General features: G+C 64.8%; 25 protein-coding genes. 12 read left to right on the forward strand and 13 right to left on the reverse strand.

All coding sequences use genetic code 11. The features are described from left to right. The first annotated feature begins 130 nt into the window (after window positions 1-130). From typA to VMR39_RS29515, 5 genes are all read left to right on the forward strand, one after another. The gene (typA, locus tag VMR39_RS29495) at window positions 131-1,948 is read left to right on the forward strand and encodes a translational GTPase TypA (protein WP_325421955.1); all 1,818 of its coding nucleotides are present in this window, start codon (window positions 131-133) and stop codon (window positions 1,946-1,948) included. Window positions 1,949-2,322: 374 nt separating this feature from the next. Next, window positions 2,323-2,814 (forward strand): helix-turn-helix transcriptional regulator, encoded by a 492-nt coding sequence (locus VMR39_RS29500; protein ID WP_325421957.1) that lies wholly within the window; start codon window positions 2,323-2,325, stop codon window positions 2,812-2,814. Window positions 2,815-2,877: 63 nt separating this feature from the next. Beyond that, the gene (locus tag VMR39_RS29505) at window positions 2,878-3,225 is read left to right on the forward strand and encodes a hypothetical protein (RefSeq protein WP_325421959.1); all 348 of its coding nucleotides are present in this window, start codon (window positions 2,878-2,880) and stop codon (window positions 3,223-3,225) included. Window positions 3,226-3,282: 57 nt separating this feature from the next. After that, window positions 3,283-3,702: a hypothetical protein gene (locus VMR39_RS29510; protein WP_325421961.1), complete on the forward strand. Its 420-nt coding sequence runs from the start codon at window positions 3,283-3,285 to the stop codon at window positions 3,700-3,702. Then, window positions 3,680-4,150 (forward strand): ArsR family transcriptional regulator, encoded by a 471-nt coding sequence (locus VMR39_RS29515; RefSeq protein WP_325421963.1) that lies wholly within the window; start codon window positions 3,680-3,682, stop codon window positions 4,148-4,150. Before VMR39_RS29510 ends, VMR39_RS29515 begins: the two co-directional genes overlap by 23 nt. A gap of 5 nt (window positions 4,151-4,155) precedes the next feature. On the opposite strand, the gene VMR39_RS29520 is transcribed toward VMR39_RS29515, so the two are convergent. Genes VMR39_RS29520 through VMR39_RS29530 form a run of 3 tightly spaced genes read right to left on the reverse strand, consistent with a single transcriptional unit; the run spans window position 4,156 to window position 7,168 of the window. Continuing rightward, complete coding sequence (locus VMR39_RS29520; RefSeq protein ID WP_325421965.1) at window positions 4,156-5,475, reverse strand: ATP-binding protein; 1,320 nt, start codon at window positions 5,473-5,475, stop codon at window positions 4,156-4,158. Further along, complete coding sequence (locus VMR39_RS29525; RefSeq protein ID WP_325421967.1) at window positions 5,472-6,242, reverse strand: response regulator; 771 nt, start codon at window positions 6,240-6,242, stop codon at window positions 5,472-5,474. The genes VMR39_RS29520 and VMR39_RS29525 overlap by 4 nt, the downstream gene beginning before the upstream one ends. A 29-nt stretch (window positions 6,243-6,271) precedes the next feature. Next, window positions 6,272-7,168, reverse strand: a complete 897-nt coding sequence (locus VMR39_RS29530; RefSeq protein ID WP_325421969.1) for an intradiol ring-cleavage dioxygenase — start codon at window positions 7,166-7,168, stop codon at window positions 6,272-6,274. Window positions 7,169-7,348: 180 nt separating this feature from the next. Here VMR39_RS29530 and VMR39_RS29535 point away from each other — a divergent pair, with 180 nt between their 5' ends. The 3 genes from VMR39_RS29535 (at window position 7,349) to VMR39_RS29545 (ending at window position 10,634) form a co-directional block, all read left to right on the forward strand. Next, a complete protein-coding gene (locus tag VMR39_RS29535) occupies window positions 7,349-8,662 on the forward strand; it encodes a NupC/NupG family nucleoside CNT transporter (protein ID WP_325421971.1) in 1,314 nt (437 codons plus the stop codon). Window positions 8,663-8,729: 67 nt separating this feature from the next. Continuing rightward, window positions 8,730-9,779 (forward strand): DUF1176 domain-containing protein, encoded by a 1,050-nt coding sequence (locus VMR39_RS29540; RefSeq protein ID WP_325421973.1) that lies wholly within the window; start codon window positions 8,730-8,732, stop codon window positions 9,777-9,779. A 126-nt stretch (window positions 9,780-9,905) separates the two neighbouring features. Next, complete coding sequence (locus tag VMR39_RS29545) at window positions 9,906-10,634, forward strand: HAD family hydrolase (RefSeq protein WP_414712619.1); 729 nt, start codon at window positions 9,906-9,908, stop codon at window positions 10,632-10,634. Here the strand turns inward: VMR39_RS29545 and egtD are convergent. The 6 genes from egtD to gluQRS form a co-directional block, all read right to left on the reverse strand. Then, entirely contained in the window at window positions 10,631-11,590 is a 960-nt protein-coding gene (gene egtD, locus VMR39_RS29550; RefSeq protein ID WP_325421975.1) for an L-histidine N(alpha)-methyltransferase, read from the reverse strand. The two genes, VMR39_RS29545 and egtD, sit on opposite strands and share 4 nt — an antisense overlap. Further along, window positions 11,591-12,859: an ergothioneine biosynthesis protein EgtB gene (egtB, locus tag VMR39_RS29555; RefSeq protein WP_325421977.1), complete on the reverse strand. Its 1,269-nt coding sequence runs from the start codon at window positions 12,857-12,859 to the stop codon at window positions 11,591-11,593. An 81-nt stretch (window positions 12,860-12,940) separates the two neighbouring features. Then, the gene (locus VMR39_RS29560) at window positions 12,941-13,795 is read right to left on the reverse strand and encodes a GGDEF domain-containing protein (protein WP_325421979.1); all 855 of its coding nucleotides are present in this window, start codon (window positions 13,793-13,795) and stop codon (window positions 12,941-12,943) included. Between the two features lie 132 nt (window positions 13,796-13,927). Further along, a complete protein-coding gene (locus VMR39_RS29565; RefSeq protein ID WP_325421981.1) occupies window positions 13,928-14,497 on the reverse strand; it encodes a cob(I)yrinic acid a,c-diamide adenosyltransferase in 570 nt (189 codons plus the stop codon). A gap of 18 nt (window positions 14,498-14,515) precedes the next feature. Beyond that, on the reverse strand, window positions 14,516-14,752 hold the full coding sequence (locus VMR39_RS29570) for a twin transmembrane helix small protein (protein ID WP_325421983.1): 237 nt from the start codon (window positions 14,750-14,752) through the stop codon (window positions 14,516-14,518). A 9-nt stretch (window positions 14,753-14,761) separates the two neighbouring features. Beyond that, entirely contained in the window at window positions 14,762-15,685 is a 924-nt protein-coding gene (gluQRS, locus tag VMR39_RS29575; RefSeq protein WP_325421985.1) for a tRNA glutamyl-Q(34) synthetase GluQRS, read from the reverse strand. Between the two features lie 95 nt (window positions 15,686-15,780). Between gluQRS and VMR39_RS29580 the strand changes: the two genes are divergently transcribed. Both VMR39_RS29580 and VMR39_RS29585 read left to right on the forward strand, forming a co-directional pair. Beyond that, window positions 15,781-16,347, forward strand: coding sequence for an HNH endonuclease (locus VMR39_RS29580; protein WP_325421987.1), 567 nt, complete (start codon window positions 15,781-15,783; stop codon window positions 16,345-16,347). Further along, window positions 16,347-16,613 (forward strand): hypothetical protein, encoded by a 267-nt coding sequence (locus VMR39_RS29585; protein ID WP_325422040.1) that lies wholly within the window; start codon window positions 16,347-16,349, stop codon window positions 16,611-16,613. The genes VMR39_RS29580 and VMR39_RS29585 overlap by 1 nt, the downstream gene beginning before the upstream one ends. A 3-nt stretch (window positions 16,614-16,616) precedes the next feature. On the opposite strand, the gene VMR39_RS29590 is transcribed toward VMR39_RS29585, so the two are convergent. Continuing rightward, window positions 16,617-17,351 (reverse strand): Crp/Fnr family transcriptional regulator, encoded by a 735-nt coding sequence (locus VMR39_RS29590; RefSeq protein ID WP_325421989.1) that lies wholly within the window; start codon window positions 17,349-17,351, stop codon window positions 16,617-16,619. A gap of 200 nt (window positions 17,352-17,551) precedes the next feature. Between VMR39_RS29590 and murA the strand changes: the two genes are divergently transcribed. Together murA and VMR39_RS29600 are read left to right on the forward strand one after the other, a co-directional pair. Further along, window positions 17,552-18,835: a UDP-N-acetylglucosamine 1-carboxyvinyltransferase gene (gene murA / locus VMR39_RS29595; RefSeq protein ID WP_325421991.1), complete on the forward strand. Its 1,284-nt coding sequence runs from the start codon at window positions 17,552-17,554 to the stop codon at window positions 18,833-18,835. After that, a complete protein-coding gene (locus tag VMR39_RS29600; RefSeq protein WP_325421993.1) occupies window positions 18,828-20,354 on the forward strand; it encodes a PAS domain-containing protein in 1,527 nt (508 codons plus the stop codon). Before murA ends, VMR39_RS29600 begins: the two co-directional genes overlap by 8 nt. Here the strand turns inward: VMR39_RS29600 and VMR39_RS29605 are convergent. The 3 genes from VMR39_RS29605 to VMR39_RS29615 all read right to left on the reverse strand — a co-directional run bounded on the left by VMR39_RS29605 (window position 20,302) and on the right by VMR39_RS29615 (window position 21,673). Then, window positions 20,302-20,736, reverse strand: a complete 435-nt coding sequence (locus VMR39_RS29605) for a response regulator (protein ID WP_325421994.1) — start codon at window positions 20,734-20,736, stop codon at window positions 20,302-20,304. The two genes, VMR39_RS29600 and VMR39_RS29605, sit on opposite strands and share 53 nt — an antisense overlap. A gap of 98 nt (window positions 20,737-20,834) precedes the next feature. Then, on the reverse strand, window positions 20,835-21,053 hold the full coding sequence (locus tag VMR39_RS29610) for a DUF2188 domain-containing protein (RefSeq protein WP_325421996.1): 219 nt from the start codon (window positions 21,051-21,053) through the stop codon (window positions 20,835-20,837). 2 nt (window positions 21,054-21,055) lie between these two features. Next, on the reverse strand, window positions 21,056-21,673 hold the full coding sequence (locus VMR39_RS29615) for a DNA-3-methyladenine glycosylase 2 family protein (RefSeq protein ID WP_325421997.1): 618 nt from the start codon (window positions 21,671-21,673) through the stop codon (window positions 21,056-21,058). Window positions 21,674-21,738 lie beyond the last annotated feature (65 nt).

A 21,738-nucleotide genomic window follows, 5' to 3' on the forward strand; every position in this document is an offset into this window, starting at 1 on the left:
ACCCGCCACATATGCCGGCCACCCCAATCCGCCACACTTGCCGCAACGCATCATTTCCTGTAGTGGCGCGCCCGATAGTCCTGGACAGGCGTGGTGCCGGCCGGGAGAACCCGATCCCAAAGGCAGATTCATGTCCCTGCGTAATATCGCCATCATCGCGCACGTCGACCATGGCAAGACCACCCTCGTCGACCAGCTTTTCCGTCAGTCCGGCACGTTCCGCGAGAACCAGCGCGTCGAGGAACGCGCCATGGACTCGAACGACCTGGAAAAGGAACGCGGCATCACCATCCTGGCGAAGCCCACCTCGGTCGAATGGAACGGCACCCGCATCAACATCGTCGACACGCCCGGCCACGCCGACTTCGGCGGTGAAGTCGAACGCATCCTCTCGATGGTGGACGGCGTGATCCTGCTGGTCGACTCGTCGGAAGGCGCGATGCCGCAGACCAAGTTCGTGACCGGCAAGGCGCTGGCGCTGGGCCTCAAGCCCATCGTCGTCGTCAACAAGGTCGACCGGCCCGACGAGCGCATCCAGGAAGTGCTGGACGAAGTGTTCGACCTGTTCGTGACGCTGGACGCCACCGACGAACAGCTTGACTTCCCCGTCCTCTATGCTTCGGGTCGTAACGGCTATGCCAGCGAAGATGCCCAGCGCCGCGAAGGAACGCTGGAACCGCTGTTCCAGAAGATCGTCGACCATGTGCCGCCGCCGTCGCTGGATCAGGACGCGCCGTTCAGCTTCCTCGTGACGCTGCTCGACCGTGACAACTTCCTCGGCCGCATCCTGACCGGCCGCGTCCAGTCGGGCACGGTCAAGGTCAACCAGCCGATCCACGCGCTCGACGCCGACGGCAATGTGATCGAAACCGGCCGTGCGTCGAAGATCATGTCCTTCCAGGGCCTGGACCGCGTGCCGGTCGACGAAGCCAAGGCAGGCGACATCATCTCGCTCGCCGGTCTGACCGTCGCGACCGTGGCCAACACCATTGCCGATCCGCAGGTCAGCACCCCGATCAAGGCGCAGCCGATCGATCCGCCGACCCTGTCGATGCGCTTTGCCGTGAACGATTCGCCAATGGCGGGCCGTGAAGGTAGCAAGGTGACGAGCCGCATGATCCGCGACCGTCTGGCCCGCGAAGCCGAATCCAACGTCGCCATCAAGGTGACGGAATCGGACGACAAGGACAGCTTCGAAGTCGCCGGCCGTGGCGAACTCCAGCTCGGCGTTCTCATCGAAACCATGCGCCGCGAAGGCTTCGAACTGGGCATCTCGCGTCCGCGCGTGCTGTTCGGGGAAGACGAGAATGGCGGCAAGACCGAGCCTTATGAAACCGTCGTCATCGACGTGGACGATGAATTTTCGGGTACGGTCGTCGACAAGATGAACATCCGCAAGGCCGAGATGACCGACATGCGTCCCTCGGGCGGTGGCAAGACCCGCATCACCTTCTCCGCGCCCTCGCGCGGCCTGATCGGCTATCATGGCGAATTCCTGTCCGACACGCGCGGCACCGGCATCATGAACCGCCTGTTCGAGAAGTACGGCCCCCACAAGGGCAAGATCGAAGGCCGCAAGAACGGCGTTCTGATCTCGAACGGCGCGGGCGAGGCCAATGCCTATGCACTGGGTCCGCTGGAAGATCGCGGCATCCTGTTCGTCGGCGTGGGCGAAGCGCTCTATGAAGGCATGGTGATCGGCGAGAACGCCAAGCCCGAAGACCTTGAAGTCAACCCGATGAAGTCGAAGGCGCTGACCAACTTCCGCGCCAGCGGCAAGGATGACGCCGTCCGCCTGACCCCGCCCAAGAAGATGACGCTGGAACAGGCGATCGCTTACATCGACGACGATGAAATGGTCGAAGTGACGCCCAAGACCATCCGTCTGCGCAAGCGCTACCTCGATCCGAACGAGCGCAAGCGCATGAGCCGCGCCAAGGCCGCCTGATGTTTCAGGACGGCCCGAACAAGGCCGCCTGATGTTTCAGGGCGGCCCGAACAAGGCCGCCTGATGTTTCAGGGCGGCCCGGATAACGCCGCGGCCTGATTTTCCGAAAGGCGGGGGACATCAGCTTCCCCGCCTTTTTTGTCGCTCAACCACAATCGGGATGCGGACCGGGCCTCCAATGCCCGTCTTGGTCCGTTGCGGAGCGATTCGTCTCGCGGCATCCGCATTGCGTCTTCGTGCGTTGTCGTGTCACTTTGACATCCGACGCGAACCGAATCGCAACCATGGGGGCGGTAGAGATGAATGGAAGGCTGGTCCTCCCCATGCCGATGATGGGTTCGGTAGCTGGGGGTTCAGGCAGGAGGAATGGTGGAGTGGTCGCAACCCTTCCAGCCTTGAGCGAGGGGGAAAAGCAGTGTCTGCGTCTGGTCGCGCAGGGCTTCAATTCCAAGGAAATCGCACGCCAGCTCCATGTGTCGGAGCATACGGTCGATCAGCGCGTGCGCACCAGCCTGCGCAAATATGGCGTCGCGTCGCGCAAGGAGGCAGCGCGCCTGTTCGTCTCGGGCGAGCCTGGAAACGGCCAGAATGACGCATATCAGCCATTGATATATCAATCGGAGCCGCTTGCCTCCGATCCCGAACCTGCGTCATCCCTTGCTCAGCCGGACAGGCCGGATGAGCAGACGGAGCAAACCACTCTCCTGCGTCGCATCCTGGCCTTCGGCCCGCCGCTCGGGGGATCGACCAATGAACTGAGTACCGATGGCCGCATATTGGCGATGATCCGCGCAGCGGTTCTCACTGGTGTCGGCGTCATCACGTTGCTGCTGCTCATTTCCGGAGCCTTCAAGGCGCTGGGTTGATCTTTCCAGAAAGACCATGCTGACAACGCACCGCCGGACGGCGTCGTGCGAAGGAGAAGACTTGTGCTGAACCTCGATACCGTCAAGACCCAGGCCGTCGCCGACCAGACCCGCCAGACCTTTGCCGCGATGGATACGGCGCTGCTCGACGCAGCACAGCTCACCACCGCCTTCATCGCCGCTGCGCAGGGTTCGGGTCTGACCGCCAGCGAGAGTCAGCGTATCCTTCAGCGCATCCACGAAGGTGCCGGCAAGATCATCGAGGGCCGCAGCGACATGATCCGCGCGACCGCCCTGTTGACGCGCTGTCTCGAACATAGCCAGATCGCCGTGACTGCCGTGGGCTGCCCGCTGGGCATGGATGCGCCCGCACAGGACGAAACGCCGCGTCACCTCACCCTGGTCGCCTGATCGGGGAGCCGCCAGCATTGGCATGACCATAATTCTCCCCCGCAACTGGAAATGTAGATGCTGGCGGCTTTTTTTTGGCTCCTGACCCTTTCCGCCTGTGCCTTCGCCATGGTCTATGGCGGCAGGGACGGGCGGTGGTTCACGCTCGTCTTCCTGCTGAGCGTGCTGCTGACCATGCCGGCGCAGCTGGCCGGTTCCTGGCATGCCACGCAATTCTGGCTGACGATCGTCGATACTTTGCTGTTCGTCGGCCTGGTATGGCTGATGCTCCGCAGCACCAGCTATTGGCTGATCTGGGTTGCGGCCAGTCAGCTGATGACGGTGCTGACCCATATCGCGACCCTGTTGCTGCATGGCTTTTCCGACAAGATCTACGAAGGGCTGAGCACGGTCTGGGTCATTCCGCTGCTGCTGTTCGCCATCATCGGCATCGAACTCGACCGGAAGGCGCTTCATGACCGTTCATATCCCGCTTGAACGCACGGCGACCAGCCAGGAGGCGGTCGACCTGGTGGTCGCACTGCAACGGTGCCTCAACAATTTCCATGCCCGCAAGGAAGAACCCGCAATTCTGGACGGGGAGGGCAGTGAACAATTGGCCGTGCTCGCCCGCTATCTCGAAGCGCGGCGATCGCGGGCAACGCTGTTTGGGCAGAATCTCTTCTCCGATCCGGCCTGGGATATATTGCTGCTGCTGTATCAGGGCGAACTGGAGGGAAAGGCACTCACGCTGGAACAGCTCAGCGAAAAGTCGCGGCTGTCGCTGAGTGCGGTCGTCGGCCAGGTCGGTACCATGGAACGAAGGGGCCTTCTGGGCGAACATCATACCTCGCCCAACAGCCGCCGCCGCCGGGCCATTCGCCTTTCACCTTTGGCGATGGATGCTATGGCGTCCTGGCTGTCGTTGGCGTTCGAAGGGATTTGAGGTTCTTACCGAGCCATTGGCAAGGTGACGCTGGCGCGCAGTCCGCCTTCGGTCCGGTTGGCAAAGGCCAGTCGCCCGCCATGGCTGTCGGCGATGTTGCGTGCGATCGCCAGCCCCAGACCGACACCGCCCGTCTCGCGATTGCGCGAAGCTTCGCCCCGGTAAAAGGGTTCACATAGCCGCTCGATCGTCGTGTCCGGTACGCCCGGCCCGTCATCTTCCACCGACACGCTTGCCTGCCTGCCGTCGACAGCGATGGCTATCCGCGCTGCACCGCCATAGCGCACCGCATTTTCGACCAGATTGCCGATGCAGCGGCGCAGCGCCACGACATCGCCCAGCACCACGGCCCGGTCGCTCCGGATCACCGCCACCTCCTGCCCCATGTCGGACAGATCGTCGGCCAGCGTCTCGACCATGGCGCTGAGGTCGATCCGCACCCGTGCGGCGGTATCGGCACCCTCGCGCATGAAGTCGAGCAGGGTCGTCACCATCGCCCGCATTTCCTCGACATCGGCCTGCGCCTTGGCGCGCGGACCGTCGGGCAACTGCTCCAGGCGAAAGGAGAGACGGGTCATCGGCGTCCGCAGGTCATGCGCGATCGCCACCAGCATCGCGGTTCGTTCGCTCAGATAGTCGGCGATGCGCGCGCGCATATGATTATAGGCGGCGCCCACGGCGCGCACTTCGGGCGGACCGGTCAGCGGCAGCGGCTCGGCGCGTTCGGGCCGCTCGGTCGCGGCGCCCTCCGCCAGGCGGCGGATCGGCTGCGTGATGCGGCGCGCCACCCAATAGGCCGGCAGCAGCAGCAGGATGAAGATACCCGCCATCAGCGACAGGGTGATGCCATACCAGCGCAAATTGGCGCCCTGCCAGGCCTGGACGACAGTCCAGCCGTCGCCCGTGCGCTGCGCGACGACGAAGGCGCGGAACAAGGCTGATCGTGCGCTGTCAGACTGAGGCGGCAAGGGGGTGTCGCGCATCGAAGCGGGCGGGCGTTCGCGCAGCAGGCGAACGTCGCGCGTCGGCACACCCAGCATGCCGGCGATCTGCGTACTTGCATGCCCATCGACCTCCTGCCCGACATCTGGCAAGGGCGCGCGATCGGAATGGTAGCGCGCTATGCTCCACGCCGCAGCCGTCGGGGCGGCCTCGCCGCGCAGCAGTTGCGCCGCCTCGGGCAGGAACATCGGCCGGGCATGGGGTGGCGGACCGCGAAAGGCGACCAGCATCATCGCGCCCAGCGCCAGCAACAGGGTCGCGGCGACCAACGCGACGATCCGCGTCAGGATCGATGGGTTCAGGCGATCCAGGTGTGAATTCACGCCGTGCGGACCTCGGCGGTGAACATATAGCCCTCGTTGCGGATGGTGCGGACCAGATCCTCGCTACCTTCGCCCCTGGTGCCGCGCTCCAGCTTGCGGCGCAGGCGGCTGACCTGCACGTCGATCGCGCGGTCGTAGCTTTCGCTTTCGCTGCCCGCCGACCAGTCGAGCAACTGGTCGCGGCTCAAAACCCGACGCGGATGCTCGATGAAGGCACGCAGCAGGCGGAATTCGCCATCGGTCAGCGTCACCACGACATTGTCGGGATCGGTCAGCAGCCGTGCGCCCATGTCGATCTGCCAACCGGCAAAGCGCAGCCTTTGGCCTCCTGAAACCGGTTCATCGACGGCGTTCCGGCGATGGCGACGCAGTACGGTTCGAATGCGCGCGAGCAATTCGCGCGGGTTGCACGGCTTGGGTAGATAATCTTCCGCCCCCATTTCCAGCCCCACGATCCGGTCGACATCGCTGCCGATCGCCGACAGCATGATGATCGGCAACCCGCCGCGCGCCGACAGGCGCCGCAGGATCGACAGCCCATCCTCACCCGGCATCATCACGTCCAGGACGGCGATGTCGAAATCCTGCATGGCGATCGCACGGTCCATGCCGACGCCATCCGCCACCGCCGTCACGGCAAAGCCATGTTGTTCGAGAAAATCGGACAGAAGCGCGCGGATGTCCGCGTCATCATCGACCACCAATATGCGTGAACCATCCATCGTGGCGGGTAGCATATCGGGTGAAGGGGTCAGCTGCAAAGTCATCCGCGCCATTCCTGTCATATCGGCTTCCCTCAGATCGCCAGCCCGACCGTCACCGTGCCGGTGAAGCCGTTCGTTATGTCGCCGGTCATGGTCGGCGTCATCGCCGCGACCTGCGCCGAGCTATTGTCGCCGAACACATTGTCGCTGCTGGTCGTGATCTTCGCGAAGTTGGTCTTGCTGCTGCTGTAGCCGCTGGTGGCATAGACCGTGTTGCACGCATCGGTCGGCATGGCGAATTGCGAAGTCAGCACACGATTGGCATAGCTGGTCGCCCGCGCCAGGCTCGGATAAACCTCGAAATGGATATGCGGGAAGCGCCCGTCATAGCAGCCGGGGAAGATGCTGGTGAAGGTCACCTGCCCGTTGGCATCGGTCACGCCCACGCCGCGCAGATAATTTTCGCCCGGCACGGTGTACAGCGAATAAAGCCCGTCGCGGGTGCAGTGCCAGATATAGACGGCATAGCCCTCCAGCGCCGCGCAACTGCTATTGACGTTCACCACGGTGATGGTGAGCGTCATCGTGATGCCTTCTGCGGTGCCGGACGACGAACCGAAGCTGGACCTTATGTCGGTGCGCACGATGCCCGTGTCGTCCAGCACATTGACCACGCTGCCGTTGCTGCTGTTGGACCCGTCCGCCGGATAGGGGCCGTTCGTCTCTTCCGGATCGACGACGCAGGTGCCGGACGATGTCGACGTGGGGGTGGGCGTCGGAGTTGGTGTCGGCGTGGGGGTCGCCGTAGATGTGGAACTGCTGCTGCCGGAGCTGCCACCGCCGCCGCATGCGCCGATCAGTGCCGCGCCGCTCGCCGAAAAGAGCAGGCGCAGCGTCCGCCGCCGCCCGATATTCTCGCGCGCCAGTTCGCGCACCCGTTCCAGATCGTGCATCAACCCATGATCATGGAGCTCGCTACCCTGCGTCATCCCGCTTCCGCCTTTTCGTCTGTTTGCAGACCCTCGACGATGCGGGTAGAACATGGATATATCCGGGCGATTGCCCAATGTAGCGGCTTTGTAGCATCACCTAACTACAGCAAAGCACTGGCTTCCCTGCGTCGCGATCCATATAGTCGCGCCGTTTGTCATTTCCCGCGAAAGCGCTTCATGCATCTTCTCATCGGCCTTGCCGGCATTCTCCTGATCCTTGCCATCGCCTTTGCCCTCTCCTCCAACCGCCGCGCCATCAAGCCGCGGGTCGTTGGCGCCGCCTTCCTGTTGCAGGCGGGAATCGCGATGCTGGTCCTCTATGTCCCGGCCGGTCGGGCCATTATCGGCGGTATGTCGCATGGAGTCGCCAACCTGCTCGGCTATGCGCAGGCGGGCACCAACTTCATCTTCGGCCCGCTGGCCAAGCCCGAAATCGGCGGGGCCAGCTTCGCCATCGCCGCGCTGCCGGTGATCATCTTCTTCGCCAGCCTGGTGTCGATCCTCTATTATCTGGGCATCATGCAGTTCATCGTCCGCTGGGTCGGCGGTGCGATCGAGAAGGTGACGGGCGTGTCCAAGGTCGAAAGCCTGTGCGCGGCCGCCAACATCTTCGTGGGGCAGAGCGAAAGCCCGCTCGTGATCCGACCCTATCTGGCCGGCCTCAACGGGCCGCAGTTGTTCGCGGTGATGACCAGCGGCATGGCTGGCGTGGCGGGCACCATTCTCGCCGCCTATGCCTCTATGGGGATCAAGATCGATTATTTGCTCGCCGCCAGCTTCATGTCCGCGCCCGGCGGGCTGCTGATGGCCAAGATCATGATGCCCGACGAGCCGGAATGCGAACCCGAACTGCCGCTGGACGACGACATCCACCTGCCCGAAACCCGCCGCAGCGCGGCCGGTCCGGCGGTGCTGAACGCGGAAACCACGCCGGGCGAACCCATGCCCGTCGCCACCCATGACGAGGAAAAGCCCGCCAACATCATCATGGCCGCCGCGCAGGGTGCGCAGACCGGCGTGAAGCTGGCGGTCGCGGTCGGTGCCATGGTGCTGGCCTTCGTCGCGCTCGTGGCGCTCGCGAACGGCATTCTGGGCGGCATCGGTGGTATTTTCGGCTATCCCGACCTCAGCTTCCAGATGCTGCTCGGCTACGTCTTCTCGCCGGTCATGTATCTGCTCAACATCCCGTGGAACGAGGCGCAGATCGCGGGCGGCCTGTTCGGCACCAAGGTCGTGCTCAACGAATTCGTCGCCTATATCAACCTCGGCCAGGTGCAGGGCGCGCTGTCGCCCGCGACCATCGCCGTCATCACCTTCGCGCTGTGCGGCTTCGCCAATTTCAGCTCGATTGCGATCCAGATGGCCGTGACCGGCAATCTCGCGCCCAACCAACGGCCGATGATCGCGAAGCTCGGTCTGAAGGCGCTGGTCGCCGGCAGCCTCGCCAATCTGATGAGCGCGGCGCTGGCGGGTTTGATGCTCAGCCTCTGATCCAAAACGACATGAACCCGTAACGGAGCCTCTACCGCTTGGGTTTATAATCCGTTATGGTTAACCCATGGGGGCTAAAGTTTTTTTCACGGTCGCGATCGCGGCCCTGGGTTGGTCGGGCATGGTCGCTGCGCAGGCGCCCAAACCCGGCATATTGGAAACCTACAAGGACTGGACCATCGGCTGCGACAATCGCAGCCGATGCGAGGCGGTATCGCTGTTGCCCGAAGGTGGCGACTGGCCGGACAATCCGGTGATGGTCGGTGTGGCACGCGGTGCCGGGCCGGACGCGGCGGCCGAAGTCTGGGTCAGCCGCGACGCCAAGGGCGTGGGTGAGGTCAGCTTCCACGTCGACGGGCGCAAGGTTGTCGGCATTCCCAGCAAGGATGGCGAAGCCACGCTGCGCGGTCCGCAGGCCGATGCGCTCGCCATTGCCATGGCGCGCGGCAGCGTGCTGGAGGTGCGCGCGGGCAATCGCGTCCTGGGTCGTCCCTCGCTCGCCGGATCGGGCGCTGCGCTACGCTATATGGACGCGCGGCAGGGACGCGCCGGCACCAGCACGGCGCTGGTCGCGACCGGTGCGCTGGGGCCGCTCGCGGTGCGCGCCGCGCCCGCCATGCCGGAAATCCGCCGCGCCCTGATCGCCAAGGGGGCCGCGCCTGCCGCGCTCTGGCGCGAGGAACTGACCGCGCTCGGCAAGTTCACCGGCTGCACTGACGAGATCCGCAGCGGCCCGCAGACGCCCGAACTCCACCGCCTGTCGAAGACCGAGACGCTGATTCTCGTCCCCTGCGGCAATGGCGCCTATAATTTCACGTCGGTCCCGGTGATCGCCACCGGCGTCGCCGGCCGCCGCGCCTTCCGTTTCGCCAGCTTCGACTACAAGCCCGGCTGGAGCGAAGAGGAGGCCAAGCCCATGCTGGTCAATGCCGGCTGGGTCGCGGAAAAATCGCTGCTCCAGAGCTTCGCCAAGGGGCGCGGCCTCGGCGATTGCGGCGGCAGCGAAACCTATGTCTGGGACGGCAGCCGCTTCCGCCTGACCGAAGCGACCAGCATGGGCGAATGTCGTGGCGCGTGGCACTGGATCACCACCTGGTCGGCGCGGGTGGTGGAGTAGCTCCACCTCCGTTCGTTTCGAGCTTGTCGAGAAACGGATAGCGCTCCGCCCGCCTTACCGCATCCGGCGGAACACCTGCCGCTCCACGCAACCGCGCGGCTGCGCTTTGCAATGGAAACGTTACCTTTGACCGCCCATATTGCGGTCATGGCTTCCTCTCCTCGCCAATCCGCCCCTTCGACCGTCCCCTCGACCCTGCCGGACCCGATCCGCGCGGTGATCTTCGACATGGACGGTACGCTGATCGATACCGAGGCCGCGCATCGCCGGGCCTTTGCCGAAACCGGGCTGGCGCTGGGCTGGCCGATGGCGGATGATCTGCTGCTGTCGATGGTCGGCATCCATCGCGACGAAAATGAGCGAATGCTGGCGGCGCATCTGGGGCCGGACTTCCCGCTGGCGCGCTTCTACGCCGACAGCGACGCGCTGTTCGAGGCGGCGGTCGATGCCGGCATCCCGTTGCGTCCCGGCGCGCCGCTGCTGCTCGATCATCTGGCGCGCAGCGGGATTCCGATGGCGCTCGCCACCTCCACCGCCGCGCCCTATGCGCAGCAGCGGCTGGAAAGGAGCGGCCTGCTTCACTATTTCGACGTGATCGTCACCCGCAGCGACGTGGAACGGCCCAAGCCGCACCCCGAACCCTATCTGCTGGCGGCCGACCGGCTGGGCGTCGACCCGGCCTTCTGCGTCGCGGTGGAGGACAGCCATGCCGGCGTCCGCTCGGCAACGGCGGCGGGCATCGCCACGGTCATGGTCCCCGACCTGCTACCTCCGACCGAGGAACTGGTCCTCGCCTGCGCCCGGATATTGCCCAGTCTCACCGACCTGCGCGACCTGCTGCTCGCGACCGACTAACCCGCCTCCGCCAGCACCAGCGTGAACAACCCTTCGGCGTCGGTCCACTCGCACGCCGGTTCCCATCCGCCCGCGCGCAGCAGCAGCCGTTCGTCGCGCGGGCCATATTTATGGCTGCTCTCGGTATGGATCGTCTCGCCCGGCTCCATGCGAAAACATTGGCCAGCAACATGGAAATGCAGTGACCGCACCGCCTCCAGATGCATTTCGATCCGCGCCTTCTCGTCGTTCCAGACCGCGCGATGGGCAAAGCCGTCAATCGGCAGGTCGCCCTCCAGTTCGCGGTTGATCCGCTCGACAAGGTTGAGGTTGAACGCTGCCGTCACACCCGCCGCATCGTCATAGGCCGCGACCAGCCGCGCCCGATCCTTGATCCGGTCCATGCCGATCAGCAGCATCGCGTCCTTGCCCAACAACCGCCGCATCGCCCGCAACAGGTCGACGGCCGCGTCCGGCTCCATGTTGCCGATCGTCGATCCGGGGAAGAAGCCCAGCCGGGGCAGCCCCTCGACCGCCTTGGGCAGTTCCAGCGGCCCGTTGAAATCCCCCACCAGCGGCAGCACCGGCAGGTCGGGAAAGGCCTGCGCCAGTTCGGCGCTGCTTACGCGCAGGAAATCGCCGCTGATGTCGATCGGCACATAGGCGGCGGGCTGAATCGCGCGCAGCAGGTGCGGCGTCTTGCGCGCGCTGCCCGCACCGAACTCCACCACCGCGCGTCCTTCGCCGACAGCCGCCGCGAAATCCGCCCCATGCGCTTTCAGCAGCGCGGTTTCGGTCCGCGTGGGATAATATTCGGGCAGGTCGGTGATTTCCTCGAACAGTTCCGATCCGCGTCGATCGTAGAACCAGATAGGCGGGGTCGCCTTCGGGCTGCGCGAAAGCCCCTCTATGATGTCGCGGCGAAAGGCAGGATCGATGGTGCGCGTCAGCGTAGGCGCTTCGTCGGTCAAGAGCATTCAGAGATCCTTGGCCAGCCGCAGCCCGGTGAACTGCCAGCGTTGGTGGGGATAGAAGAAATTTCGGTAGCTGGCCCGCCCGTGGCTGCGCGGGGTAGCGCAACTGCCGCCTTTCAGCACGAACTGGCCGGACATGAACTTGCCATTATATTCGCCGACCGCGCCCGGCGCCGCATGGAATCCGGGGTGCGGCCGATAGGCGCTGCCGGTCCATTCCCATACGTCGCCGAACATCTGCGTCAGCGCAGCGCTGTCCTCCGCCGGCCGGGGGCGGGGGCAGGCGGGGCCGTCCAGCTGGTTGCCGCTCACCGCCGCGACATTCTGCGCCGCGCTTTCCCATTCCGCCTCGGTCGGCAGGCGCGCGTCTGCCCAGCTGGCATAGGCGTCCGCCTCGAAAAGGCTGATATGCGTCACCGGCGCGGCAGGATTGACCGGCTGGCGCCCGTCCAGCCCGAAGCGCGTCCAGCCCTGCTCGCCCCGCTTCCAGTAGAGCGGCGCATCGACCTTTTCCGCCTGCACCCATGCCCAGCCGTCCGACAGCCAGTGCGCCGCCGTCCGATATCCGCCATCCTCGATGAAGGCGATCCATTCGCCATTGGTAATGGGTCGGTGCGCCAGCGCATGGGGATGCAGCACCACCTTGTGTCGCGGCCCTTCGCAATCGAAGGCGAAGCCGCTGCGCCCATCCTCGCCGATCTCGACCAGTCCCTGCCGGCCCTCGATCCAGTGGAGCGGCCCCGGCAAGTCGACCGGCGCGGCGCTCGGTGCCTCGAACAGCGCCGGTTCAAGCGGATTGAGCGAAAAGAGATGGAGCAGGTCGGTCAGCAACAATTCCTGATGCTGCTGCTCATGATGCAGCCCCAGCGTCACCAGCGCCCGTGCGGGCTGCGGCAACATGCCGAGTGCGGCGAGCAGCGCCGTATCGACATGTGCGCGATAGGCCCGCACTTCGGCGAGCGATGGCCGCGTCAGCATCCCCCGCATCGGCCGGGCGTGGCGCGCGCCCTCCGCCTCATAATAGCTGTTGAATAGAAAGGCGTAGCGCGGATCGAAGGGGCGATATCCCGTCACATGATCGCGCAGGACGAACGTCTCGAAGAACCAGCTCGTATGCGCCAGATGCCATTTGGCGGGGGACGCATCGGGCATCGACTGTACCGTCGCGTCAGCATCCGACAAGGGTGCAGCCAAGGCTTCGCTGAGCGCCCGCACCGCGCGATAGCGCTCTTCCAGATCATCCTGCCGGGCGTCCGTCCAGCTTCTGGCCATAAATGCCCTTCCCGATACGGTTGTGCCGTTCTCTGGAAGAAAGCGCACAAAAGCGCCAGCGGTTCCGGATCGCCCCTAAGTTCACACTTCCTGAAGCAGGGGCTGGGCGCGGCAGATGCGGTCGCGGCCCGCCTGCTTGGCTTCATAGAGCGCCTCATCGGCGCGGCGCAGCGCGTCTTCCAGATCGTCCCCCTTCCAGCGGCAGATGCCGGCGGAAAAGCTGATCGGCCGCCCACTCACCAGCCCGATCGGGTCGCTGCGCATCCGACTGGCGACGCGCGCGAGCGACCAGCTCACCTCATCCTCGATGCAGTCCTGGAAGAAGATGGCGAATTCCTCGCCGCCCCAGCGGGCGACGATATCCATGCGTCGCAGCTGGGCGGACAGGCGCGCGGCGAAGGCGCCCAGAACCTTGTCGCCTTCGTCATGGCCCAGTTGGTCGTTGACGCGCTTGAAATAGTCGATGTCGATCAGCGCAACGCAGCCCTTGCGCCGATCGATCGGCAGCGCGTCGATCTGGCTCAGGAAACCGCGTCGATTGGCGACGCCGGTCAGCAGATCCTCATGCGCGGCATTGTGCAGGTCGTTGATCCGCGCCTGGGTGGCGTTGGCCGCGCGATGGAATCCGGCATAGAGTGTCTGGATGACGTCGCCCACTTCGGGCAGCGCGCCTGACGTCGTCTCGCCCCGGTGCAGGGTCTCGGCCAGCGCCTGAATCGGACTCAGCATAGCGCCGATGCCCAGCAGAGCGATGGCGGTGCCGACCACTGTCGCCAACGTCAACAGCACGAATTCAGCCAGCGCGATCCGGCCCGTCGACAGACCCCAGGCCAGATAGCCGATCAGCGGCATGTGCGTCGCAACGAAGCAGGTCGCGAACAGCCGCAGCCGCAACGAACGCGGAAAGATGAACGACGTTGCGAGATAGAATTGCACGGCTGTCCCCGTCTATATTGCGACCGCGAGCAGCTTTTTGAGGATGCGTCTAAACGGGTGCTGAAGAAACAGGGTTAATGTCAGCGGACGGGGTAGGTTGTGCGGCGCGAGAGTCGAAACGCGCCGCCGGGATCAGCGTGAAGCGCCCGGCACCCATTTGACATCGCCCGCGCCATTGTCGTTCAACCGCCGCGCCAGCACGAACAGCAGGTCGGACAGACGATTGAGATAGGCCAGCGCCTGCGGGTTCAACGCGACCTCGACTGCGGCGGCGGTCGCACTGCGCTCCGCCCGTCGGGCGATCGCGCGGGCGAGGTGGACGGCGGCGGCGGCGTGCGATCCGCCCGGCAGGATGAAGCTGTCGAGCGGCGCAAGTTCCGCGTTCATCGTGTCGATCTCGTCTTCCAGCCGCTTCACCTGGCTTGCGACGATGCGCAGCGCCCAGGGTTCATCTTCGCCCTCCGGGATCGGCGTGGCGAGATCCGCGCCCAGATCGAACAGGTCGTTCTGGATGGTGGTCAGCCAGCGCGTCTCTGGCCGCGCGCCCATGGCGATGATCGCCAGGCCGATCGCGCTGTTCGCCTCGTCCACATCGCCCACCGCCTGCATCCGCGACGCATGTTTGGGCAGGCGCGATCCATCGACCAGGCCGGTGGTGCCGGCATCGCCGGTGCGGGTGTAGATCTTGTTCAGCTTGACCATATTGGCAAACCGGCCTTGTCAGCCATGTCCCTTCGACATCAGCAGGATCGCGACGATGATGATCGCGGCGGCCTGAAACAGGATGCGGTTCATCATCATCTTGTTCTGCTTCAGCCGCGCGGGGCTGGGGCCGTTGCCCTCGGGCGCGTTCAAATCCTCCTTGGTGGTCTGGAGGAAGGCGATGATGCCCCGGATCAGCGCGACCAAAGTCGCGATCATGGCGAGGATGAGGGCGATGACCAGCACGGTGTTCATCGCGCCAGCCTATGCCCTTGCGAGCCTTATGCCAATGGGAAAGCGTCCGGCGCGCAGGTCGGCGGCCAGTACGTCCGGCGCCACCCCCCGTGCGCGCAGGTCAGCGAGCGCGATCGACCCGTCCCGCTTGGCGAGCCGCCGGCCGTCCGGCCCGACCAGCAGCGGATGATGGACATAGGCGGGGGAGGGAAGGTCCAGCAACGCCTGGATCAGCCGGTGGATGTCGGTCGCCCCGCGCAGATCGTCGCCGCGCAGCACATGGGTCACGCCCATCGCCGCGTCGTCCAGCGTGCAGGACAGATGATAGCTGGCCGGCGCATCCTTGCGCGCCAGCACCACGTCGCCATGGGCAAGGGGATCAGCCTGTACGGATTCCGTTCGGGCTAAGCCTGTCGAAGCCCCTTGCTTCTCTTCGGGAAAAGACAGGCTGGCCCACCGCAATTCCCCCACACGCTCCGCCGCCTGCGCCATGTCGATCCGCCAGGCATGGGCATCCCCTACAGCGATCCGCCTCGCACTCTCCGCTGCATCCAGCCCCCGGCATGTCCCCGGATAGAGTGCTCCCTCCGGTCCGTGCGGTGCCGTCAGGCTCGCCTGAATGTCTGCGCGGGTGCAGAAACAGGGATAGAGCAGGCCCATGGCGCGCAGCCGATCCAGCGCGGCGTCATAGCTGTCCAGCCGCTGCGACTGGAAGGCGATCTCCCCGTCCCATTCCACGCCCAGCCAGCGCAGATCCTCGATGATCCCCGCGACATGTTCGGGCCGGCTGCGCGTGCCGTCTATATCCTCGATCCGCAGGCGCAGCGTTCCGCCGGCCGCGCGCGCCATGTCCATGGCCAGCAAGGCTGACCAGCCATGGCCGACATGCAGTCTACCAGTGGGGCTGGGAGCAAAGCGGGTCACTATATGCTGTGGTGCGGCAGGCTGAGTCATACAGGCTCTTGACGGATGATATTCGTTAATGCTGTCATGCTGGTGTCACGTTGCTGTTGGATGAGCAGCGTCGACAAGGGGGTAGAAGGTTTTCTATGTACCATCCCGACCTCATACGGCATCCGGAAAATTGTCCGGCACTTGTGTTGAACGCGGATTACACGCCGCTCAGCTATTATCCCCTGAGCCTCTGGCCCTGGCAAACTGCCATCAAGGCGGTTTTTTTGGATCGGGTGGACATCATCTCCTCCTATGAGCGAGAGGTGCATAGCCCCAGCCTTCAGATGAAGATCCCCTCGGTGATCGCGCTGAAGCAATATGTGAAGCCGTCCGAACATCCTGCCTTCACCCGTTTCAACCTGTTTCTGCGCGACAAGTTCGCCTGCCAATATTGCGGCAAGACCAGCGACCTGACCTTCGACCATGTCGTCCCGCGCCGCGCCGGTGGCCGCACGACCTGGGAAAATGTCGCGACCGCCTGCTCGCCCTGCAATCTGAAAAAGGGCGGACGCACCCCGAAGGAAGCGGGGATGAAGCTGCATATTCAGCCGATCCGGCCGACCAGCTGGCAGTTGCAGGAACATGGTCGAGCCTTCCCCCCCGGCTATCTGCACGAAAGCTGGCACGACTGGCTCTACTGGGATGTCGAGCTGCTGGCGTGATGCGCCGGCTGGCGCTCGCCGGCCTGCTTCTCCTGCTGCCCGGCCCGGTCCGCGCGCAGGAGGATCATAGCGCGCTCACCCGCGCCAAATATGTCCGCAACTGCCTGATGTGCCACAATCGCGCCGCGCCGGAAGGCGTTTCGCCCGCGATCCTGGCCGGCCTCTATCCCGAACGCGGCCTGCAACCCGCGTTGGCCATGCCCGGCGTCACCTGCTGGCGCCGGTGCACGACATGCTTCGCCCCGGAGCGCAAAAACGCCAGATGAGGGTCAGCCGATCGGCAGCCAATCCAGATCCATGTCCTTGTGCCGATTGGTATAATGGCCGATATCCTCCAACCGTTCCATGTCGAGCAGGGTGATCCGCCCATTGGACCGGCTGATCAGTGCTTCCTGCTCCATCTGTCGGATCATCCGGTTCACATGGACGGAGGTGAGGCCGATGGAATCGCCGATCTCCTCCTGCGTCAGCTTCAGCTCGAAACTGTCAGTAATGCTGTCGTCGGTGACGCGAAGTCGGTCGAACATGTCGAGCAGGAAGGAGGCGACGCGCGCCTTCGCCGAGGTGCGGCCCAAGGCAGCGAGCCGGTCGGTCATCGACACCCGCTCGGCGTTGGACAGCAGGAACAGCAGGGCGGCGACGCGCGGATATTCGTCCAGCAGGCGGCGCAGCGCCTGTTTGTCGAACGGACAGACGATCGCGTCCGAAAGCGCGATCAGCGATTCGGGCGCCTTGCTATAGATGGTGCTGGCTGATCCGATGAAGTCGCCGGGAAAGTAGACGCGCAATATCTGGCGGCTGCCATCGGGCAGGATGACGAAACTCATCACGCGTCCTTCGCGCAGGACGAACAATTCCGTCACTGTCTCGTTGACGCGTTGGATCATCGACCCGCGCTTTACCTTGCGCGGATTTTCCTCAAGCCGGGCCAGTGCGCTCTTTTCCGCTTCCGACAGGGGCACCTGCTTGGCCAGTCTTTCCGCGAAACAGCTCGTTGCCACCAAAAACACCTTTTTCCAGAATTTCTCGTTACGATGGCAGAACGCCCCATCTGCCTTTTGGCTGCATTTTCAGGATATGCACTAAACTCGATCAATCTCCTGTGACCCATTGCAATAATGTTTCGTTGGTCCGTTGCAGGAGTGCGGTCCCGTCCGCTCAGCCGCCTTGCGCGGCGCGCGTTTGCCGCTATTAACCCTGAGCGATGGACCGCATTGATATTCGCGGCGGCAAAGCACTGAGCGGCCGCCTTCCCATTTCCGGCGCCAAGAATGCGGCTTTGACGCTGCTGCCCTGCGCCTTGCTGACCGATGAGCCGGTGACGCTGCGCAATCTGCCGCGCCTGGCTGACGTCGACAGTTTCGGCCACCTTCTGAACCAGCTCGGCGTATCGACCATGATCGAGGGCGCCCGGCCGGAGGATTTCGGCCGCGTCATGACCATGCGCGCCGGCCGCGTCACCTCGACCGAGGCGCCTTATGACATCGTGCGCAAGATGCGCGCGTCGATTCTGGTGCTCGGGCCGCTGCTCGCCCGCGCGGGCGAAGCGCGGGTGTCGCTGCCCGGCGGCTGCGCCATCGGCAACCGCCCGATCGACCTGCATCTGAAAGCGCTCGAAGCCTTCGGCGCGAAGATCGAACTGACCGCCGGCTATGTCCGCGCCAGCGCGCCCGACGGCGGCCTGCCCGGCGGCATCTACACCTTCCCGGTCGTGTCGGTCGGCGCGACGGAAAATGCGCTGATGGCCGCAGTGCTCGCCAAGGGCACCTGCACGCTCGAAAACGCCGCGCGCGAACCGGAAATCGTCGATCTCTGCAACCTGCTCGTCGCCATGGGCGCGGAGATCGAGGGTATCGGCAGCGACAAGCTGGTGATCCACGGCCGCGATCGCCTGCATGGCGCGACCTACAGCGTCATGCCCGACCGGATCGAGGCGGGCAGCTATGCCTGCGCCGCGGCGATCACCGGCGGCTCGCTCGACCTGATCGGCGCCGATGCCGACGACATGCACGCCATCCTCGCCGCGCTGCGGGACGCGGGCGTGCAGGTGGACATACACAAGGACGGCATCCGCGTCTCTTCCGACGGCAAGCTCAAGCCGCTCACCATCTCGACAGCGCCCTTCCCGGCCTTCCCGACCGACATGCAGGCGCAGTTCATGGCGATGCTGACGCTGGCCGACGGCGCATCGGTGCTGACCGAGACGATCTTCGAAAATCGCTACATGCATGTGCCCGAACTGGCGCGCATGGGTGCGGACATCGCCGTCAACGGCCGCACGGCGGTCGTGCGCGGCGTGTCGGGGCTGGTCGGCGCGCCGGTAATGGCGACCGACCTGCGCGCCTCGATGAGCCTCATCCTCGCAGGCCTGGCGGCGGACGGCGAGACGCAGGTCAACCGCGTCTACCATCTCGATCGCGGCTATGAGCGGCTGGAGGAAAAGCTTTCTGCCGTCGGCGCGGACATCGAACGCGTCAGCGATGGCTGACGGACGGGGGCTGGCGACGGATCGGGCGGCGCTGCTTGCGCTCTATGATCTGGACGCCGGGGGCTTCCGCACACTCGACGACATCACCGCCTTCGCTGCCGAACTGTGCGGCGCGCCGATCGCGCTGGTCAGCATCGTGGAGGATGTGCGCCAGCGCTTTCTCGCCCGCATTGGCATTGACGCGGAGGAAACGCCCCGCGACGTCTCCTTCTGTGCTCTTGCCATGCTGGGCGAACATATCTTCGTCGTGCCGGACGCGACGCGCGATCCCCGCTTCATCGACAATGGGCTGGTCACAGGGCCGCCGCATATCCGCTTCTACGCCGGCGCGCCGCTTGTCGATGCCGATGGCGCGCCGCTGGGTGCGCTCTGCGTCATCGATACGGTTTCGCGCGACGACCTGACGGCGCTGCAACGACAGGGCCTGACCCTGCTGGCACGACAGGTGATGGTGGAACTGGAAGGACGCCGCCGCGACCGCGACACGATCATCCAGCAGCGGCTGGATGCTACCGCCGTGGCGGACAGCGACCGCATGTTTCGCACGCTGGCAGACACCATGCCGCAGATGGTGTGGTCGACGCTGCCCGACGGCTATCATGATTATTACAACGCCCGCTGGTACGAATATACCGGCGTGCCGGTCGGATCGACCGATGGTGAGGGGTGGAACGGCATGTTCCATGTCGATGATCAGCCCATCGCATGGGAACGCTGGCGCCACAGCCTGGCGACGGGCGACCCCTATGAGATCGAATATCGGTTGCGTCACCATAGCGGCGACTATCGCTGGACGCTGGGGCGTGCCCTGCCGATCTATGACGCTGACGGCAATGTCGCGCGCTGGATCGGCACCTGCACCGACATTCACGAACAGCGGCTGATGATGGAAGAGCGCGAGATGATCGCGCATGAACTGTCGCACCGGATCAAGAATATCTTCTCCGTGATCGCCGGCCTCATCGGCCTGTCGGCGCGTCAGCATCCGGCGATCGGCGACGTGGCGGAGGATCTGCGCGACCGCATCCTGGCGCTCGGCCGCGCCCATGACTTCGTTCGTCCGCACAGCGCTGAATCGGCGCCGCAGATTGGGCAGGGGCAGGGCCATTTCTGGGGCATATTGGACCAGATTTTCGCGCCTTATCGCACCGGGCAGGCGACCCGCATCCTGCTGTCCGGGGATGATCCCCGCATCGACGACCGTTCGGCCACGCCGCTCGCGCTCCTGTTCCACGAACTGGCGACCAACGCCGCAAAATATGGCGCCTTGTCCGTCGCGGACGGCAGGGTGCATCTGCATGTGTCGGTAGAGGGTGAGGATGTCCGTATCGACTGGCGCGAAGAAGGCGGTCCTGTCGTGACGCCCGCCGGTGCGGAAGGCTTCGGCAGCCGGCTGATGACGCTCAGCGTCGAACGACAATTGGGCGGGCGGCTGGCGCGGACCTGGCGTCCGGCCGGACTGGAGATCAGCCTCTGGATTCCATCACGTTCCATGAGCCGTGCTGACGGAAGGGCGTGAAGCCCGCAATCTCCGTTTCTTCCAGATCCGGCTCGTCCTCGGCTGCCAGTTGCAGCGCGGCAGAGATGCTCTGCGCGCGGAAGGGCTTGGTGATGACGCCCAATGCCGCTACCGATGCCTCGCCGATCTGCGAAGGGTTGGCGGTGACGTAGATGACCCGGATACCATAGCGGCGAGCCAGTTCGATGCCGATCTGAGGGCCGGTCGGCCCATCGCGCAGGTTGAGATCGACCAGCGCGATGTCACAGGAATCCGCCGATTCCAGCGCAGCACACCGGTCAGCGGCGATCGCGCCGACAGTGAAGCCGGCATCCTCGACAATCTGCTCGATTTCCAGCGCGACGAAAATTTCGTCTTCTACGATCAGTACCTTCTTATCCATGCTCTCAGCCTGTGGAACTTGGAGAAAGTAAAATCCGTTTCGACCTTCAGGTTCCCGCGACGGCGAAAAAAATGACAGACCCTGTCATGTCGGTCGGGTCAGTCCGGGACGTTGGTCCATAACGTCTCGAAACTGGTTCCCTTCATCAACAGGACCGAGGCGGGATAGCCCGCGCCGGCCGCCTTCTGCGCGCCGCTTGTGGCGGTCGCCACCGCATCGGCCTGGGTCGGGAAGGGGCCGTAATATTTATTGTCCAGATTGATCTTCCATGCGCCCTCATGATCGAGGACGATGTAACGGGCGTGGGGGAGTGCCATTGTCAGAGAACCTCGGTGTTATAATGGTGCCAGGCCATGATCGCGGCGGCGCCGCGATGCGGGCGCCAGGCTTCGGCGACCTCGCGGGTCAGTTTTTCGCTCGGCCGTTCGGGCAGGCCCAGGATGCGACCGATCTCGATCTGCACAGCCAGGTCGCCGGCGGGCCAGATATCGGGGCGGCCCTCGGCGAAAAGCAGGTAGATTTCCGCCGACCAGCGACCGATCCCCTTGATCTGCACCAGTTGCGCGATCGCGTCCTCGTCATCCTCCGGCAGCGCGCGCAGGTCGAGGGCGCCCGACAGGATCAGTTCGGCCAGGCTGCGGGCATAGCCCTGCTTCTGCCGCGACAGTCCGCAAGCCCGTAATGTGTCGAAATCGCGCGCCAGCAGCGCATCGGGCGTGCAGCCCATGCCCAGTTCGGCCTCCAGCTTGCGCCACACCGCCGCGGCTGCGGCGACGCTCACCTGCTGGCCGACGATGGTGCGCAGCAACGTCTCGTATCCCGGCTCCCGCACGCGCGGTTGCGGATAGCCGACGCGACCGATCGCCGCCACGAAACCCGGCTCCAGAATCGCGATCGCATCGAGGCTTTCGCGCAATTGTTCGGCAGTCATCACCATGGGATCGCGCAGCAGCCCTTGATTTCGCCGCTCCTCTTCGTCAGAGCGGCGGAGAAAATTCTAGG

The organism is Sphingobium sp. (assembly GCF_035511395.1).
Classification (GTDB): domain Bacteria; phylum Pseudomonadota; class Alphaproteobacteria; order Sphingomonadales; family Sphingomonadaceae; genus Sphingobium.

Excerpts from the sequence above, each read along its gene's own strand:
- typA (WP_325421955.1), top strand. The coding sequence starts at position 131 with ATGTCCCTGCGTAATATCGCCATCATCGCGCACGTCGACCATGGCAAG.
- VMR39_RS29510 (WP_325421961.1), top strand. The coding sequence starts at position 3,283 with ATGCTGGCGGCTTTTTTTTGGCTCCTGACCCTTTCCGCCTGTGCCTTC.
- VMR39_RS29515 (WP_325421963.1), top strand. The coding sequence starts at position 3,680 with ATGACCGTTCATATCCCGCTTGAACGCACGGCGACCAGCCAGGAGGCG.
- VMR39_RS29525 (WP_325421967.1), bottom strand. The coding sequence starts at position 6,242 with ATGACTTTGCAGCTGACCCCTTCACCCGATATGCTACCCGCCACGATG.
- VMR39_RS29530 (WP_325421969.1), bottom strand. The coding sequence starts at position 7,168 with ATGACGCAGGGTAGCGAGCTCCATGATCATGGGTTGATGCACGATCTG.
- VMR39_RS29535 (WP_325421971.1), top strand. The coding sequence starts at position 7,349 with ATGCATCTTCTCATCGGCCTTGCCGGCATTCTCCTGATCCTTGCCATC.
- VMR39_RS29540 (WP_325421973.1), top strand. The coding sequence starts at position 8,730 with ATGGGGGCTAAAGTTTTTTTCACGGTCGCGATCGCGGCCCTGGGTTGG.
- egtD (WP_325421975.1), bottom strand. The coding sequence starts at position 11,590 with ATGCTCTTGACCGACGAAGCGCCTACGCTGACGCGCACCATCGATCCT.
- egtB (WP_325421977.1), bottom strand. The coding sequence starts at position 12,859 with ATGGCCAGAAGCTGGACGGACGCCCGGCAGGATGATCTGGAAGAGCGC.
- VMR39_RS29565 (WP_325421981.1), bottom strand. The coding sequence starts at position 14,497 with ATGGTCAAGCTGAACAAGATCTACACCCGCACCGGCGATGCCGGCACC.
- VMR39_RS29570 (WP_325421983.1), bottom strand. The coding sequence starts at position 14,752 with ATGAACACCGTGCTGGTCATCGCCCTCATCCTCGCCATGATCGCGACT.
- gluQRS (WP_325421985.1), bottom strand. The coding sequence starts at position 15,685 with ATGACTCAGCCTGCCGCACCACAGCATATAGTGACCCGCTTTGCTCCC.
- VMR39_RS29580 (WP_325421987.1), top strand. The coding sequence starts at position 15,781 with ATGTACCATCCCGACCTCATACGGCATCCGGAAAATTGTCCGGCACTT.
- VMR39_RS29585 (WP_325422040.1), top strand. The coding sequence starts at position 16,347 with ATGCGCCGGCTGGCGCTCGCCGGCCTGCTTCTCCTGCTGCCCGGCCCG.
- murA (WP_325421991.1), top strand. The coding sequence starts at position 17,552 with ATGGACCGCATTGATATTCGCGGCGGCAAAGCACTGAGCGGCCGCCTT.
- VMR39_RS29600 (WP_325421993.1), top strand. The coding sequence starts at position 18,828 with ATGGCTGACGGACGGGGGCTGGCGACGGATCGGGCGGCGCTGCTTGCG.
- VMR39_RS29605 (WP_325421994.1), bottom strand. The coding sequence starts at position 20,736 with ATGGATAAGAAGGTACTGATCGTAGAAGACGAAATTTTCGTCGCGCTG.
- VMR39_RS29610 (WP_325421996.1), bottom strand. The coding sequence starts at position 21,053 with ATGGCACTCCCCCACGCCCGTTACATCGTCCTCGATCATGAGGGCGCA.
- VMR39_RS29615 (WP_325421997.1), bottom strand. The coding sequence starts at position 21,673 with ATGGTGATGACTGCCGAACAATTGCGCGAAAGCCTCGATGCGATCGCG.